A 13,706-nucleotide genomic window follows, 5' to 3' on the forward strand; every position below is an offset into this window, starting at 1 on the left:
ATTTCGTGAATCATGTAAAACTCCCCATTCTTTATCATGATTCCTCTCTCCTCCAAGGAGAGAGTTTGCGATGAAAGTGGGGAATTTTCAACCGATTATATTGGGGATTTTAACGTTGATCTTCACACTTTCGATGAGCTGGGAAAGCGAAACTACACTTAAAGCCGTTATACCGGATACAACAGATTATGCGTTTGATACGTTGAAAAATTGGAAAGCCGGAGAAAACAATACCAAAGAGATTTTCATAAAAGTGACATAAGAAATCGGCCATTGTCCGCGGCCGCAGCCTTTTGGCAGCCTTTGCATGCGGAATCATAAAAAAATCGACCTCCGATGTGAATCGTGTACACATACGCAAGGTCGATCTCATATCACGTTTTTCGATTTTCGATATATGGCGGAGGGAGAGGGATTCGAACCCCCGTGGGCTTGCGCCCTAACGGTTTTCAAGACCGCCCCGTTATGACCACTTCGGTATCCCTCCGCGATACGGACAAGTTAAACTATATCATAATTGCCTCTCATTTTGCAACACTTTCCTGCAATTTTTCCAAAAAAAATGGACCCGGCGGCCAGCAGCGGGCAGCCGGGTCGTTCTGCAGCGCTGATGCATCGCTTGGACGAAGATGCAGCGCCATACCGTATGACCTGATCCTTACTTTCTCCTGTTTATCCCTAGCGTTTCACGACAACCAGCTTTAGCTCCGTCATCTCTTCAATCGCGTACTTGACGCCTTCGCGGCCCATGCCGCTCTCTTTGACGCCGCCGTAGGGCATGTGGTCGACGCGGAAAGTGGGAATGTCGTTGATCATCACGCCGCCCACATGCAGCGCGTCAGCCGCCTGCAGTGCAAGCGAAAGATTGTTGGTGTACAGGCCCGCCTGCAGGCCATACCGGGAGTCGTTCACCAGCGCAATCGCCTCGGCGACCGACTCGACAGGGTTGATCAGGACGATTGGTCCAAACACCTCCTGGCAGGAGATTTTGGCGTCAGCCGGGACACCGGTCAAGACGGTGGGCTGCAGTACGCGGCCGTCCGTTTCGCCGCCGCATTCGACGCGGGCGCCCCGCTGCCTGGCCTCCTCGATCCACTCCAGCACCCGTTCCGTTTCTTTCGGGCTGATCATTGCCGAGTAGTCGGCCTCTTCGGACAGCGGATCGCCGCCCCGCAGCCTGCGCGTCTCCGCAACGAAACGTTCCACGAACGTGTCGTACAGCTCCGCAGCGACATAAATCCGTTGGACGGAAATGCACACCTGACCGGAGTAGGCAAACGCGCCAAAAATGCAGCGCGGAATCACGTCGTCCAGATTGGCGTCGCGGTCCACGATCACGGCGGAGTTGGAGCCCAGTTCCAGCGTCACCCGCTTCAGTCCGGCGCGGTTGCGGATGTTGATGCCGACAGCCGGACTGCCCGTAAACGTGATCGCCTTGACGCGCGGATCGGTCACCAGCAGGTCGCCGACGGTGCCGCCGCTGCCGGTGACGATGTTGAGCGCGCCAGCCGGCAGCCCCGCCTGTTCGGCCAGCTCCGCCAGGAAAAAGGCGGAGAGCGGCGTTTGCGACGCCGGCTTCAGCACTACCGTATTGCCTGCCGCGATGGCCGGCCCCACCTTGTGCGCAACCAGGTTCATCGGGAAGTTGAACGGCGTGATGGCGCCGATGACGCCCAATGGTTCGCGCACCGTGTACGCCAGCCGCCCTTCCCCGCCAATGGCGGCGTCCAGCGGCAGCGTCTCGCCGTAAATCCGTTTGGCTTCTTCCGCAGCGAACTTGTAGGTCTGGATGGTGCGGATCACTTCGCCCCGCGCCGTTTTGATCGGCTTGCCCGCCTCCTGCGCGATGATTTTCGCCGCTTCTTCCAGCCGTTCGTTCAGCAATCCGGAGATTTTCTCCAAAATGGCGGCCCGTTGGTACGCCGGCATGCTGCGCATGACCGGTGCCGCTTCCTGCGCGGCGCTAATCGCCCGTTCCACCGTATTTCTGTCGGCCTGGGCGATTTCCGCGATCACCTCGCCGCTGTACGGGGCGTACAGCGGAGCATAGGTACCCGTCTCCACCCACTGTCCGCCGATATAGCACGCTTTTTTCATCGTCCTCTTCCTCCCTCCATTCGCGATGAGGTGTGCAACTGCTCCAACTCTTTCTCCACCGCGTTTCAGCCTTCCTCCAACGGGTCGGCGGCCATGCAGTGACAGGTTGCACATTACTTCAGTACAGCCCAGAGGTGCGCCCAACCAGCACGCTCCATCAGGCGGGAAGCGGACTCATGTGAACCGCTCCTTTATCGCTGCATCGCTGCCTGCCTCAGACCAGCTAGTTCGCCGCGTCATCCGTTCCGCACCACTCCAGCAGTGTCAGGGCAAAGATTTCGGCACATTGGAAAACGGCGTCCAGTTCGATGTACTCGTCGGGGTAGTGAGCCACCTGGGTGACGCCCGGCCCCACCACGATGGCAGGCGTGTCGGCCAGTGTCGTCAAGAGGCCCCCATCCGTGCCCCACGGCGAGGCTTCCACTACGGCGCGCCGGCCCGTCACGGCTACAAACTGCCGCTGCAGGATGTCCATCAGCGGGTGATCCTCCGCCACCGCCCCCGGCACCCAGCGCGCCCCGAACCACTCCAGTTCCACCGGATGTTCAGCAAACCAGGGGTCCTCGTCGGCCAAGCGGTGCAGAGCGGCCTCCATGTCCGCCCGGGCGTCTTCCATCCGCTCGCCCGGCGCCACCCCCATCCGTCCCTCCAGCTTGACCAGATCGGCCACGGAGGACGGCCATTTGCCGCCTTCGATCACGCCAATATTGATCGGGATGGGAATGGGCAGCTTGGCGTACAGCGGATCGTTTATCCGGTCGTTTCGCTCTTTTTCCAGGCGGGCAATCGCATCGACTACGCGCATGCTTTTCTCGATCGCGCTCACCCCTTCGTAGCGGGTGCCGCCGTGGGCAGAGCGTCCCTTTACCGTCAGGCGGAACCACATCGAGCCCTGCTGCTTGGGGAAAATCTTCATGTTGGTCGGCTCAGGGATGAGGGCGGCGTCCGCCTTGTAGCCGCGCAGGATGGTTGCCAGCGTGCCTGCGCCGCCGCTCTCCTCTTCCACTACGCTTTGAAAGATGACATCCCCCTTGAGCCGCACCCCCAGCGCCTGCAGCACCTGGATCGCCAAGAGCGAGGCCAGGTTTCCCCCTTTCATGTCGGTTGCGCCGCGGCCGTACAGCTTGCCGTCCACCACTTCGCCGCTGAACGGGTCGTGCGACCACTGGGCGGGGTCGCCGGCAGGCACCACGTCCACGTGCCCGTTGAGAATGATTGAGCGGCCGCCGCCCGTTCCTTTCCATACGCCCACCACGTTGGGGCTGTCCGCGAACACAGTCCGCGGCGAGACGAAATACGGGTGTTTTAACAATTCGTCTCCTTCCATCACCCACAGATCGACTTCCAGCCCCATCGCGTGCAGCGTCTTGGCGATGCTCTCCTGGATGGAGCGCTCATTGCCCTGCACGCTTGCCTCCCGCACCCATGCCTGCAGGAGTTTCGTGGCCGCCTCCTTTTCCTTGGCGATTTGTTCGCGGATCAGCGTCTGCCAGTTTGCCATCGTTACCCTCCTTTTGCCTGCGTGGCAAATGGTATCTGCCTCGCGTCCGTTTTCGTTTTCCATGCGAGAGCCGGCGGGCAGCTTTGTCCGTATCGTCCGTTTTGTATCGCCCGCCGCCTCAGCGAAATACGCCGACGTCGCCGTCCAGCTTCAGCTCCGCCTCCGTCGCGCCGATCACGTCCGCGACGCTGTATGGTTCCATCACTTCGCGCAGATACAGCCCGTCTTCCCGAACTTCCATCACCGCCATGTCAGTGATGATCAGGTTGGCGGCTGCCTTGGCCGTCAGGGGCAGGGAGCATTCCCGCACGATTTTGGAACGGCCGTTCTTGTCCAGATGGGTGGTCAGCACCATCACCCGTTTGGCCTTCTGCGCCAGCTCCATCGCCCCACCCATGCCCGGAACGCGCTTGCCCGGCACGATCCAGTTGGCGATGTCGCCCCGCTGGCTTACCTCAAGCACGCCGAGAATGGTCATGTCCAACAGCCCCCGTCTGATGATGGCAAAGGCGGTGGCGCTGTCAAAGAACGACGCACCTTTCACCAGCGTGACGGGAAACCCTCCGGCGTTGCAGAGCATCGGGTTTTCCTCCCCCTTGGCCGGACTGGGGCCGGTACCGAGGATGCCGTTTTCCGCGTGAAACATCACCCGTTTCTCCGGCGGAATGAAGTCGGCCACCAGCGTCGGAATGCCGATGCCCAGATTGATGATCATGCCGTCCTCGATCTCCTGCGCCGCCCGGCGGGCAATCCGTTCCCGATAGGTTTCCGTCCGGTTTACTTCTCCCAAGCCCATTGCCAGTTCACCCCCTCACTCTGCACGATGCCGTGGACGAACACTCCTGGTGTGACAATCTCTTCAGGGTCCAGTTCGCCGATCTCCACGATCTCCTCCGCCTCCACGATGGTGATGTCGCCCGCCATCGCCACCAGCGGGTTGAAGTTGCGGGCGCTCGTGTCGTACACCAGATTGCCGAAGCGGTCCGCCTTTTTGGCGTAGACGATGGCCACCTCCGCTGTCAGCGGCGTCTCCAGCAGGTATTCCTTGCCGTCGACGATCACTTTTTCCTTGCCTTTTTCAGCGATGGTGCCGATCCCAATGTCGGACAGGATGCCGCCCAGCCCCACTCCGCCCGCACGGATGCGCTCGGCGAGGATGCCTTGGGGGCAAAACTCCACCTCAAGCTCCCCGGCTGTCATCTGGGCCCCGGCGTTGGGGTTGGAACCGATGTGGGAGGCGATTACCTTTTTCACCCGCCGCTCGGTGACCAGCTTGCCGACGCCGATGTGCGGAAAGGCGGTGTCGTTGCTGATCAGCGTGATGTCCCGCACGCCCTTGTCGAGGATGCCCTGGATCAGCGTGGGCGGGTTGCCCACTCCGCCGAAACCGCCGGCAAGCAGGGTCATCCCGTCGTGAAAATACGTCAAGGCATCTTCCAGTGAAATCACTTTGTCAAACCGGTTGGCCATGTTTCTCCTCCCCCCTGCCCGTCAGACCAGCAGCGCTTCCTGTCGCAGTTCCTGCTCTACGCTTGCGATCGATTCTTTCAGCAGGGCGATCAATTCGTCGATTTCTTCGGTCGTGATCGTCAGTGGCGGCGCGATAATGACTGCGTCCCCGGCCACGCCATCCAATCCGCCCGTCGCCGGGTAGATGAGCAGCCCTTTTTCAAACGCCCGCTTAATAATGCGGGCGGTTACGCCCTGGGCCAGCGGGAACGGTTCCCTTGTCTTTTTGTCCTTGACAAACTCCAGGCCGCACAGCATCCCCAGTCCGCGCGCTTCGCCGATCAGCGGCAGTTCGTCGGCCAGTTCGCGCAAGCGGCTCAACAGGTAGGCCCCTCGCTCGGCCGCCTTTTCCACCAGCTGATGTTTTTCCACGTAGCGCAGCACCGCGAGCGAAACTGCCGCCGACTGCGGATTGGCGCTGTACGTGTGGCCGGCCATGATCAATCCCGAGCCGCGCGCAATCGTCTCGATGATGTCGTCTGTGGCCATCGCCGCCGCCATCGGCGTGTAACCGGCGCTCATACCCTTGCCCAAGGCCATCAGGTCGGGCTGCACGCCCCAGTGATCAATCCCGAACGGCTTGCCCGTGCGGCCCACACCGGTCATGACTTCGTCGGCGATGAACAGCACCTGGTACTTGTCGCAAATCTCGCGGATGCGCTGGAAATATCCGTCCGGCGGCACAACCGCACCGCCCGAAGCGCCGATCACCGGTTCGGCGATAAATGCGGCCACATGCTCCGGACCGATGCGCAAAATCGCCGTCTCCAGTTCGTTGGCGCAGGCCAGCGCGTACGCTTCCAGCGACATCCCCTCCGGCCGGCGATACGGATAGGGCGGTGAAATTTTCGGGCCGTCAGCCAACAGCGGGACAAAACGCTTGCGCCGCAGCACGTGGCCGGACATGGAGAGCGCCCCCATCGTAATGCCGTGATAGCTCATCCAACGGGAAATGATCCGGTTTTTGGTCGCATATCCCTTTTCCTGCCAGTACTGAATGGCGATCTTCTGCGCCGTCTCCGTCGCCTCTGAGCCGCTGCTGACAAAAAAGCTCCAGTTGAGCGACCCCGGGGCCCACTCCGCAAGTTTGGCCCCCAATTCCTCCACTGCATCACTGCTGAAGTGGGAGCGGTAGGCAAACGAGACGCTGCGGGCCTGCGCGTACATCGCCTCGGCGATTTCCTCCACGCCGTGACCAATGCTGGCTGTCACCGCGCCGGAGCAGCCGTCGATGTACCGCTTCCCTTCCTTGTCGTACAGGTAGATCCCCTTGCCGTGGGACACGAACGGATACGATTTGCCCAATTCGGGCTTGATCACATAGCTTCTCTGCATGATAGCCACCTCACCTTTTCTCTCTTTTCATCCTAACGGAAGAGAGCGTCCGCTCCATTCGACGAGCTGGCAAAAAAGCGTGGAAACTAGACAAAATCTTTTGTACATTTTGTATAAGAGATCGGGTGTTGGAAACAGGGAGGATTGAAGATGACCATTACGATACGCGAAGCGCTGCAATTGCCCGACATGGTTCAAACGCGGCTGGTCGGAGGGGCCGCCGGGCTGGACAACCCGATCCGCTGGGTCACGATCGTGGAAGTGCTGGAGGATGTCACCCGGTTGCAGGAAGGCGAGTTTCTGATTACGACCGGATTTGGATTGTCCGAGGACGAGCAGCGCCGGTCGTCGCTGATTCCCTCGCTGGCTGAACGAAAGTTGAGCGGTGTCGCCCTGCACACGGGCTTTTACCTGCGCGAGATTCCCGCCGACCTCGTCCACATGGCGGACCGCTTCGGGCTTCCGTTGATCGAAATCCCGGTGGAAATGAACTTTTCCACGATCACCAAGGCGATCCTGCAGCCGATCATCAACCGGCAGTTTGAGACGCTGGCCTACTCGCAGGCGATTCACAACCGGATGATCGAGGCAGCGTTGTCCAAAGGCGGGCTGCCCGCCATTGCGGCGGAGCTGGCCCAGTTGACTGGCGGCGCAGTCAAGCTGGTGGATGCGCTCGGGTTTGAAGTGGTCCAACACGGAGGTACAAGCGGTGAGGCGATCGCAGGCGGAAAGACCAGCGAGCACGCGGTGCCCATTCGCGCCAGCCGGGAACATTTCGGCACGCTCACCCTGACTAAAGCAGAAGGGCAGTGGAAAGAGCTGGACGATGTTGCCCTGCAGCACGCAGCCACTCTCTGCGCGCTGGAATACGTCAAGGAACGGGCGGTGGCGGCCACAGAATGGCGTCTGAAAGGAGATTTCGTGGACGAATTGCTGAGCGGTCGTCCCCTCCGTGCGGACGAACTGGATCACCGCAGCCGCATGCTGGGCTACCCGCTCACCGGCAGTCACATGGTGGCCGCGGTCAAAGTGGGCACGGGCGATGGCGCCGCTTTGTCCGACCTGCATCAGGCGTGCATTACGCTGATGAGACGACTGTGCGATCGGCACCACCGCTCCTACCTGCTGCGCGAACGCCCCCACTGTCTGTTGTTCATCCTGCCGCATGACCAAACCAGCCTTGTGCTGCTGGAGCAATTTGCTGCCCGCTGGGAACGGCTGCACCCCGCGTCTCCCCTGCAGGTGGCGCTCAGCAATCCGCGCGGCCAGTTGACCGCGCTGGCGGAAGCAGCCGAGGAGGCCCTGTTCGCGCTGCAGGCGTATCCGCTCCTGGCTCGTTCGCCCGCTCTGCTCCGCTTCGGGGAGATGCGCGGGTACCAGTTTTTGTTTCCGTACCATCGCAGCCCGGAGATGCTGGAGGCCCTCTGGCAGCCGCTGCTCGACCCGCTGATCCGCTACGACGCCAGGCACAACCAGCAGCTCCTGGAGACGCTCAGCGCCTATCTGGATCACAACGGCAACGGCCTGAAGACATCCCAAGCGTTATATATTCACCGGCACACGCTGAAATACCGCTTGACCCAAATCGAAGACAAAACCGGGGTCAACCTGGAGGATGCTCATCAGCGCTGGCAGCTTCGGCTGGCCCTCATGGCCCGGCGCCTGCAGCAGCAGTTGTACCCCGCCGAGGCGTAGGCCTACTCGAAAGTGGGACGCAACGGCTTCACCCAGATGTTCATGTCTTCGTATCCGGAAAAAATGGTGCAGTTGTTGATCAGCCGTCCGCGGTACTTATAGCCGTGTTTGGCTGCCGTCACATTCATGCCGGGAGATTGGGCCCGTGTCAGCGTGTACAGGTAGTAAATGCCCATCTCCTCCATTTTTTCTTCCAGAGCGGCAAACAACGGCTGCAGCAGCCCCTTTCCGACGTGGTCCGGGTGGGTGGCACAGTCCGTCAGTTCGGCGGAGCCAAAACGTTCTGTCACCTCCGCAGAGGCGGCACAGGCAATCCGGCCGTCATACTCGGCGACGACGTAGTAGGTGCTCTCGCTCATGGTCTTTCGCACGTAGTCCGGGTCGTCCATCGGCGTCGGATAGGTGGCAAACACCAGCCTGTACAATCGGGCCAGTTCATCCGCGTCCGCCGGCGTGGCCACCCGCAGGATGTACCCTGGCGGAAGCGGCTTGACCTCTCCTTGGCCCGCTTTTGCCAGGCTGAGCTGCAAGATGTCCTCCGCGACTTGAGGCGCGGCAGATACTGCCCGTTCTTCCGTCAGAAAGCAGGAAAGCATCTGCGCATTTTCGCCTCGAAAAAATCCGTCAATCGTCCCTTCCTGCCTGTAGCCGAGGGAAAGCCACAGCGGCACGTCCTTTTTTTTGCCGTACACGATCAGCTTGGTCGCGTCCGTCTCTTCGGCCAGCCGCCTCATGATGGCGTCCATCTCGCAGATACGACCGCTGTCGTACAGATGCAGCTTCACCCGCCGATTTCGTTGATCCACCACTAAATCTCCTGCTGCCTGCATCGCGGCTACATCGCTCATGCGCGTTCCCCTTTCTCCAGTTTTCTCTCATTGTAACACGTTGGCGCCCAAGGTCATTCTCCACAGTGTACAAAATGTCGGCTGCCTCCTCTTTGCCCCATTTCATTTTACGGCGAGCGCCAATTGCTTCTTATGGCCATAGAATAACAAGAAGGTTTACTGCCGGGAAGGAGGTTCTGCTGTGAGTTTCCGCCTTACCAACGATTTTGCCCTGGTGCTGGTGCTCTTTGTACTGCTCGTGATCGTGCTGTGCGCTTGTGCGTAAGGGGCGTCAAAAGCCCCTCCTGCCTGGTCGTAGTGAGGGGCTTTATACATATACATGTAAGGGAGAAGCGGCAAAGCGGATGACCTGCGGAAGGAGGAAGCCACGTGACCCCTCTCGTATACGCACATCGCGGCGCTTCCGGCATCTATCCGGAAAATACGATGGAAGCCTTTTACGGCGCGCTCAAGCGGCGTGCGGACGGCCTGGAACTGGATGTGCAGTTGAGCCTCGATGGAAAAGTGGTGGTGATTCACGATCATCTGCTGGAGCGCACCACCAACGGCACGGGCGCCGTTCAACAGCACACCTGGCGACAGCTTAGGCGGCTGCGGGCCGACAAGGGGGCCCGACAGTCCACGAGCCAGACGCGCATACCGTCGCTGAAGGAAGTCCTGGACGCGTTCGCCCCTACGTCGCTGCGTTTTATCATCGAACTGAAAAACTTTCTCGTCCCCCAGCCTCATCTGGAGGAACGGGTGATCGACTTGATCAAGCGCTATCAGCTGACGGAGCGAACCGTCGTCTCCTCGTTTAACTTTGACAGCCTGCTGCGCATCAAAGAGCTGGAGCCCGCGCAAGCTACCGGCCTGCTGTACGTCGGACCGCTTCAGCATCCCTGGGAAGTGGGCGCCCGCTACGGAACAAATCAGCTCCACGTGCCGGAAGACCAGCTGACCCCCTCCCTGGTGGAAGAAGCGAAAGCACGCGGCTTTCAAGTGGTCGGTTGGACCATTGACAAATCTGCCCGCATCCGGCAGGCTGCCGAAATGGGGGTAGACGGCATTATCACCAACTACCCGGGGAAGGCGCGAAAAGTGCTGCAGCGGCCGTGAACCCGTCAACAATGAAAAGGGAGCCCGTGTACAGGCTCCCTTTTTCTCAATCGGCCATGGATGGCCTCAGGTCGTCTTCGGTTCGTAATACTTGCCTTGCCAAGTGTTGCGCCGTTCCAGTTCGGCGTCGATGCCGTTCAGCACTTCCCATTTCTTGCGGCTCCACATCGGACCGATCAGCAAGTCGGGAGGCCCGTCCCCCGTCACGCGGTGGACAATCATCTCTGGCGGCAGAATTTCCAGGGTGTCCACCACCAATTTGGTGTACTCTTCCTGGGTCAGAAACTCCAGCAGCCCTGCCTCGTACTGCTTGACCATCGGCGTTTTGCGCAGCAGATGAAGCAGATGGATCTTGATGCCCTGCACGTCGAGATGGGCCACGGCCTTGGCCGTCTCCATCATGTCTTCATGGGTTTCACCCGGCAATCCGTAAATGATGTGGGAACATACGCGGATGTTGTGTTTGCGCAGTTTTTCCACGCCGTCCAGGTAGCACTGGTAATCGTGGGCGCGATTGATCAGTTTGGCGGTACGCTCGTGGATGGTTTGCAGCCCCAGCTCCACCCAGAGATACGTCCGTTCGTTCAGTTCGGCCAGATACTCCACCACGTCATCCGGCAAGCAGTCGGGCCGCGTGGCGATCGACAGGCCGACCACGCCCTCCTGTTTCAAAACCACCTCGTACATCTCGCGCAGTTCCTCCACGGGCGCGTACGTGTTGGTGTACGCCTGGAAAAACCCGATGTACTTGGCGGACGGCCACTTCGTGTGCATGCGGGTTTTTACGTCGTGGAACTGGCGCTCCAGATCCATCCGCCGGTCCCCGGCAAAATCACCCGAGCCGCGGGCGCTGCAAAACGTGCATCCCCCGGTGGCTACCGTGCCGTCCCGGTTCGGGCAGGTAAACCCGCCGTCCAGCGGCACCTTGAACACCTTCTCGTGAAACGTCTGGCGCAAGTGATAGTTCCATGTATGATAACGCTTGTTTCCCCACAGGCGCGGGGTATCCGCGTGTACAGATGCTTGTTTCATGGCTGTGCTCCTTTCCGTCGGGATGCCGGCCAAACGGATTTACAGACACCGCCTGGCGATTCATCCATCGATTTATTATAACAGAAGTCACGACGGACGTGCGAACCGAAAGACAGGAAAAACCACAGGGAATGGCCCTGTGGTTTTTTCCGTCTCTATGGTCACTGTTGTATTTCTTCGATGCGAATGGCCCGTGTGTGCGACGTGTGACTCCACACCTGGTTGTTCTTGGTGAAGAACGCGTAGAACAGAATCGGGAGCCAGGTGAGGAAGAAGAATGGGAGCAGCAGCAGCCCGAAGTAACCTTTTAGCGGCACCTTGTCCAGGTACAGGGCCAATAGCGGCAGCAGGTAGAAAACTGCTGTCGATCCGTAGATCATCCAGTCCGGCAGGAAGCTGACAATCGGCATGAACGCCTCAATCTCAAAAAAGCGTCCCAAAAACAACAGCGACATCATTGTGACAATCAGCACATACATCGGCTGAAACAGGTAAAACGCCGCGTCCAGCATGCCAAGACGGCGCTGCTTCAGGCCGTTTTTCAGGACGGTGCCGATGTAACGCCCTGCCACGTCATAATGTCCCTGCATCCAGCGAAGCCGCTGCCGCATGGAAGCCTTCAGATCAATCGGTTTTTCATCCCACACCTTCGTGTCGTGCGCCCACGTCGGGTAAATGCCTCGTTCGATACAGCGGGTGGCAAACTCCAGGTCTTCCGTCAAGCTGGTGGCACCCCAGCCCATCTCCTTGAGCAGATTGCTCTCGATACACAGACCGGTTCCGCCTAGTGTGTTGGGCAGCCCCAGGTTGTGACGGGCCAGCTGCCACATCCGGTTGGTAAACCAGTACGTGACTGCGTACGAAAGCGTAATCCACGAGTCAAACGGGTTTTTGGAATCCAGGTAGGCCTGGATGACGCGCGCTCCTTTGCAGAGGCGATCGTTCATCACGCGCAGGAAGTTTTTCTCTACCAGGTTGTCTGCGTCAAACATCACGACAGCGTCATACTGTTTGGGCATCGCCCAGAGGTTCTCCAGCATCCACTCGATGCCGTAGCCCTTCCCGCGTTTGGACGAATCAAATCGCTCGCACGCGTACGCGCCGTGCGCTCTGACGATCTCCGCCGTATTGTCGGTACAGTTGTCGCAGATCACGAAGATATCGTACATGTCGCGGGGGTAATCCAGCTGCTTCAGGTTTTCGATGAGCGGTGCAATGACCGCGCTTTCGTTGTGTGCCGCCACCAGTACTGCAAATGTCTTTTGCGGTTCATGGGTGACCTGCTCGTTTTTGCGGAACAGGCCGGCACATGATACCAACGTTTGGTAGGCACTAATCACCCCTACTGTAGAAGTGAATCCGATGAATAATCCCTCAATGATCTCTCTCAATGCACTCATTGGTTCTTCTCCTCGACCTAAGTCAAATGCTGCGCAGTTATGACTTAGGTAGTGTTTTTCCAAAATTTCTCTCTTGTTTTTCTCTCAATTGGGAGTGTACCTCAAAACCGGTTATATAGCAATCACCCAAAAGTGGGAAAAACGGCGACACTTCTATCACCATTCCCAGCTTTATTCGGTTCTATTCCGGTACATGACAATATGCAGAAAAAAAAGCCTTTGTCAAAAAAGGCTTCGTGGATGTGTATGAGCTTTGGTGACCCGTAGGGGATTCGAACCCCTGAATGACAGCGTGAAAGGCTGCTGTGTTAAACCACTTCACCAACGGGCCATGATGGTGCGGTCGGCGAGACTCGAACTCGCACGGGTCGCCCCGCCACCCCCTCAAGATGGTGTGTCTGCCAATTCCACCACGACCGCATATATAACATGGCGTCCCAGGAGAGATTCGAACTCCCGACCGACGGCTTAGAAGGCCGCTGCTCTATCCAGCTGAGCTACTGGGACGTATAAGTGGAGGGAGTACCCGGATTCGAACCGGGGGTGAAGGTTTTGCAGACCCGTGCCTTACCACTTGGCTATACTCCCTCGATATACATGGGGCGATCGATGGGATTCGAACCCACGAATGCCGGAGCCACAATCCGGTGCGTTAACCACTTCGCCACGACCGCCGTGTTGTCAAAATATAGGAAAAATGGCAGGGGCAGTAGGAATCGAACCCACACCAAAGGTTTTGGAGACCTTCGTTCTACCGTTAAACTATGCCCCTATGGTAGCGGTGGAGGGGCTTGAACCCCCGACCTTTCGGGTATGAACCGAACGCTCTAGCCAGCTGAGCTACACCGCCATGCAGTATGAATGCTGTAAGGAATATGGCGGAGAGTGAGGGATTCGAACCCTCGCTACGCTAATCGCGTACTAACGGTTTAGCAAACCGTCCCCTTCGGCCTCTTGGGTAACTCTCCGCGATATATACCTTCAAAACTGGATATGCATGGTGCAAAGGATCATTGGAGTGGATAAGTCCTCGACCGATTAGTATTCGTCAGCTCCACGCGTTGCCGCGCTTCCACACCGAACCTATCAACCTCATCGTCTTTGAGGGGTCTTACCAGCTTGACGCTGTGGGAAGTCTCATCTTGGAGGGGGCTTCACGCTTAGATGCTTTCAGCGCTTATCCCGTCCGCA

12 protein-coding genes, 9 tRNA genes and 1 rRNA gene are annotated in these 13,706 nt (G+C 58.9%); 4 read left to right on the forward strand and 18 right to left on the reverse strand.

The features are described from left to right. Positions 1-70: 70 nt before the first annotated feature. Positions 71-262: a hypothetical protein gene (locus ETC00_RS18365; RefSeq protein WP_171567570.1), complete on the forward strand. Its 192-nt coding sequence runs from the start codon at positions 71-73 to the stop codon at positions 260-262. Between the two features lie 136 nt (positions 263-398). On the opposite strand, the gene ETC00_RS18370 is transcribed toward ETC00_RS18365, so the two are convergent. The 6 genes from ETC00_RS18370 to ETC00_RS18395 all read right to left on the reverse strand — a co-directional run bounded on the left by ETC00_RS18370 (position 399) and on the right by ETC00_RS18395 (position 6,442). Then, positions 399-487, reverse strand: a tRNA-Ser gene (locus ETC00_RS18370). A 191-nt stretch (positions 488-678) separates the two neighbouring features. Beyond that, entirely contained in the window at positions 679-2,097 is a 1,419-nt protein-coding gene (locus ETC00_RS18375; protein WP_171567571.1) for an aldehyde dehydrogenase family protein, read from the reverse strand. 223 nt (positions 2,098-2,320) lie between these two features. Further along, positions 2,321-3,598 carry a peptidase gene (locus ETC00_RS18380; RefSeq protein ID WP_171567572.1) on the reverse strand — a complete coding sequence of 426 codons (1,278 nt, stop codon included), beginning with the start codon at positions 3,596-3,598 and terminating at the stop codon, positions 2,321-2,323. A gap of 118 nt (positions 3,599-3,716) precedes the next feature. Further along, positions 3,717-4,394: a 3-oxoacid CoA-transferase subunit B gene (locus ETC00_RS18385; protein ID WP_171567573.1), complete on the reverse strand. Its 678-nt coding sequence runs from the start codon at positions 4,392-4,394 to the stop codon at positions 3,717-3,719. Beyond that, positions 4,376-5,068: a CoA transferase subunit A gene (locus ETC00_RS18390; RefSeq protein WP_171567574.1), complete on the reverse strand. Its 693-nt coding sequence runs from the start codon at positions 5,066-5,068 to the stop codon at positions 4,376-4,378. Before ETC00_RS18390 ends, ETC00_RS18385 begins: the two co-directional genes overlap by 19 nt. Before the next feature lie 21 nt (positions 5,069-5,089). After that, positions 5,090-6,442, reverse strand: coding sequence for an aspartate aminotransferase family protein (locus ETC00_RS18395; protein WP_171567575.1), 1,353 nt, complete (start codon positions 6,440-6,442; stop codon positions 5,090-5,092). 150 nt (positions 6,443-6,592) lie between these two features. On the opposite strand from ETC00_RS18395, the gene ETC00_RS18400 reads away from it, so the two are divergent. Beyond that, positions 6,593-8,137, forward strand: coding sequence for a PucR family transcriptional regulator (locus ETC00_RS18400; protein WP_171567576.1), 1,545 nt, complete (start codon positions 6,593-6,595; stop codon positions 8,135-8,137). Positions 8,138-8,139: 2 nt separating this feature from the next. On the opposite strand, the gene ablB is transcribed toward ETC00_RS18400, so the two are convergent. Continuing rightward, positions 8,140-8,985, reverse strand: a complete 846-nt coding sequence (gene ablB / locus ETC00_RS18405; RefSeq protein ID WP_171567577.1) for a putative beta-lysine N-acetyltransferase — start codon at positions 8,983-8,985, stop codon at positions 8,140-8,142. A 181-nt stretch (positions 8,986-9,166) separates the two neighbouring features. Here ablB and ETC00_RS20495 point away from each other — a divergent pair, with 181 nt between their 5' ends. Both ETC00_RS20495 and ETC00_RS18415 read left to right on the forward strand, forming a co-directional pair. Next, positions 9,167-9,250, forward strand: coding sequence for a YjcZ family sporulation protein (locus ETC00_RS20495; RefSeq protein ID WP_171567581.1), 84 nt, complete (start codon positions 9,167-9,169; stop codon positions 9,248-9,250). Positions 9,251-9,354: 104 nt separating this feature from the next. Next, positions 9,355-10,083, forward strand: coding sequence for a glycerophosphodiester phosphodiesterase (locus tag ETC00_RS18415; protein WP_171567578.1), 729 nt, complete (start codon positions 9,355-9,357; stop codon positions 10,081-10,083). Between the two features lie 66 nt (positions 10,084-10,149). Here the strand turns inward: ETC00_RS18415 and mnmL are convergent, their stop codons facing one another. From mnmL to ETC00_RS18470, 11 genes are all read right to left on the reverse strand, one after another. Continuing rightward, the gene (mnmL, locus tag ETC00_RS18420; protein WP_171567579.1) at positions 10,150-11,115 is read right to left on the reverse strand and encodes a tRNA modification radical SAM protein MnmL/YtqA; all 966 of its coding nucleotides are present in this window, start codon (positions 11,113-11,115) and stop codon (positions 10,150-10,152) included. Between the two features lie 161 nt (positions 11,116-11,276). Then, complete coding sequence (locus ETC00_RS18425; RefSeq protein WP_171567580.1) at positions 11,277-12,515, reverse strand: glycosyltransferase family 2 protein; 1,239 nt, start codon at positions 12,513-12,515, stop codon at positions 11,277-11,279. 254 nt (positions 12,516-12,769) lie between these two features. Continuing rightward, a tRNA-Glu gene (locus tag ETC00_RS18430) sits at positions 12,770-12,846 on the reverse strand. A 4-nt stretch (positions 12,847-12,850) separates the two neighbouring features. Then, positions 12,851-12,935, reverse strand: a tRNA-Leu gene (locus ETC00_RS18435). A 10-nt stretch (positions 12,936-12,945) separates the two neighbouring features. Continuing rightward, a tRNA-Arg gene (locus ETC00_RS18440) sits at positions 12,946-13,022 on the reverse strand. A gap of 7 nt (positions 13,023-13,029) precedes the next feature. Beyond that, a tRNA-Cys gene (locus ETC00_RS18445) sits at positions 13,030-13,103 on the reverse strand. Between the two features lie 10 nt (positions 13,104-13,113). Beyond that, a tRNA-His gene (locus ETC00_RS18450) sits at positions 13,114-13,189 on the reverse strand. Positions 13,190-13,213: 24 nt separating this feature from the next. Continuing rightward, positions 13,214-13,287, reverse strand: a tRNA-Trp gene (locus ETC00_RS18455). A 1-nt stretch (position 13,288) separates the two neighbouring features. Continuing rightward, a tRNA-Met gene (locus ETC00_RS18460) sits at positions 13,289-13,365 on the reverse strand. 26 nt (positions 13,366-13,391) lie between these two features. After that, positions 13,392-13,483, reverse strand: a tRNA-Ser gene (locus ETC00_RS18465). Positions 13,484-13,533: 50 nt separating this feature from the next. Next, a 23S ribosomal RNA gene (locus ETC00_RS18470) occupies positions 13,534-13,706 on the reverse strand; the annotation flags it as partial.

It is taken from the genome of Brevibacillus sp. MCWH (assembly GCF_013096935.1).
GTDB classification, from domain to species: Bacteria; Bacillota; Bacilli; order Brevibacillales; family Brevibacillaceae; genus Brevibacillus; species Brevibacillus aydinogluensis.

What these genes read in the sequence shown, in the direction of transcription:
- ETC00_RS18365 (WP_171567570.1), top strand. Translation starts at nt 71, where the DNA reads ATGAAAGTGGGGAATTTTCAACCGATTATATTGGGGATTTTAACGTTG.
- ETC00_RS18375 (WP_171567571.1), bottom strand. Translation starts at nt 2,097, where the DNA reads ATGAAAAAAGCGTGCTATATCGGCGGACAGTGGGTGGAGACGGGTACC.
- ETC00_RS18380 (WP_171567572.1), bottom strand. Translation starts at nt 3,598, where the DNA reads ATGGCAAACTGGCAGACGCTGATCCGCGAACAAATCGCCAAGGAAAAG.
- ETC00_RS18385 (WP_171567573.1), bottom strand. Translation starts at nt 4,394, where the DNA reads ATGGGCTTGGGAGAAGTAAACCGGACGGAAACCTATCGGGAACGGATT.
- ETC00_RS18390 (WP_171567574.1), bottom strand. Translation starts at nt 5,068, where the DNA reads ATGGCCAACCGGTTTGACAAAGTGATTTCACTGGAAGATGCCTTGACG.
- ETC00_RS18395 (WP_171567575.1), bottom strand. Translation starts at nt 6,442, where the DNA reads ATGCAGAGAAGCTATGTGATCAAGCCCGAATTGGGCAAATCGTATCCG.
- ETC00_RS18400 (WP_171567576.1), top strand. Translation starts at nt 6,593, where the DNA reads ATGACCATTACGATACGCGAAGCGCTGCAATTGCCCGACATGGTTCAA.
- ablB (WP_171567577.1), bottom strand. Translation starts at nt 8,985, where the DNA reads ATGAGCGATGTAGCCGCGATGCAGGCAGCAGGAGATTTAGTGGTGGAT.
- mnmL (WP_171567579.1), bottom strand. Translation starts at nt 11,115, where the DNA reads ATGAAACAAGCATCTGTACACGCGGATACCCCGCGCCTGTGGGGAAAC.
- ETC00_RS18425 (WP_171567580.1), bottom strand. Translation starts at nt 12,515, where the DNA reads ATGAGTGCATTGAGAGAGATCATTGAGGGATTATTCATCGGATTCACT.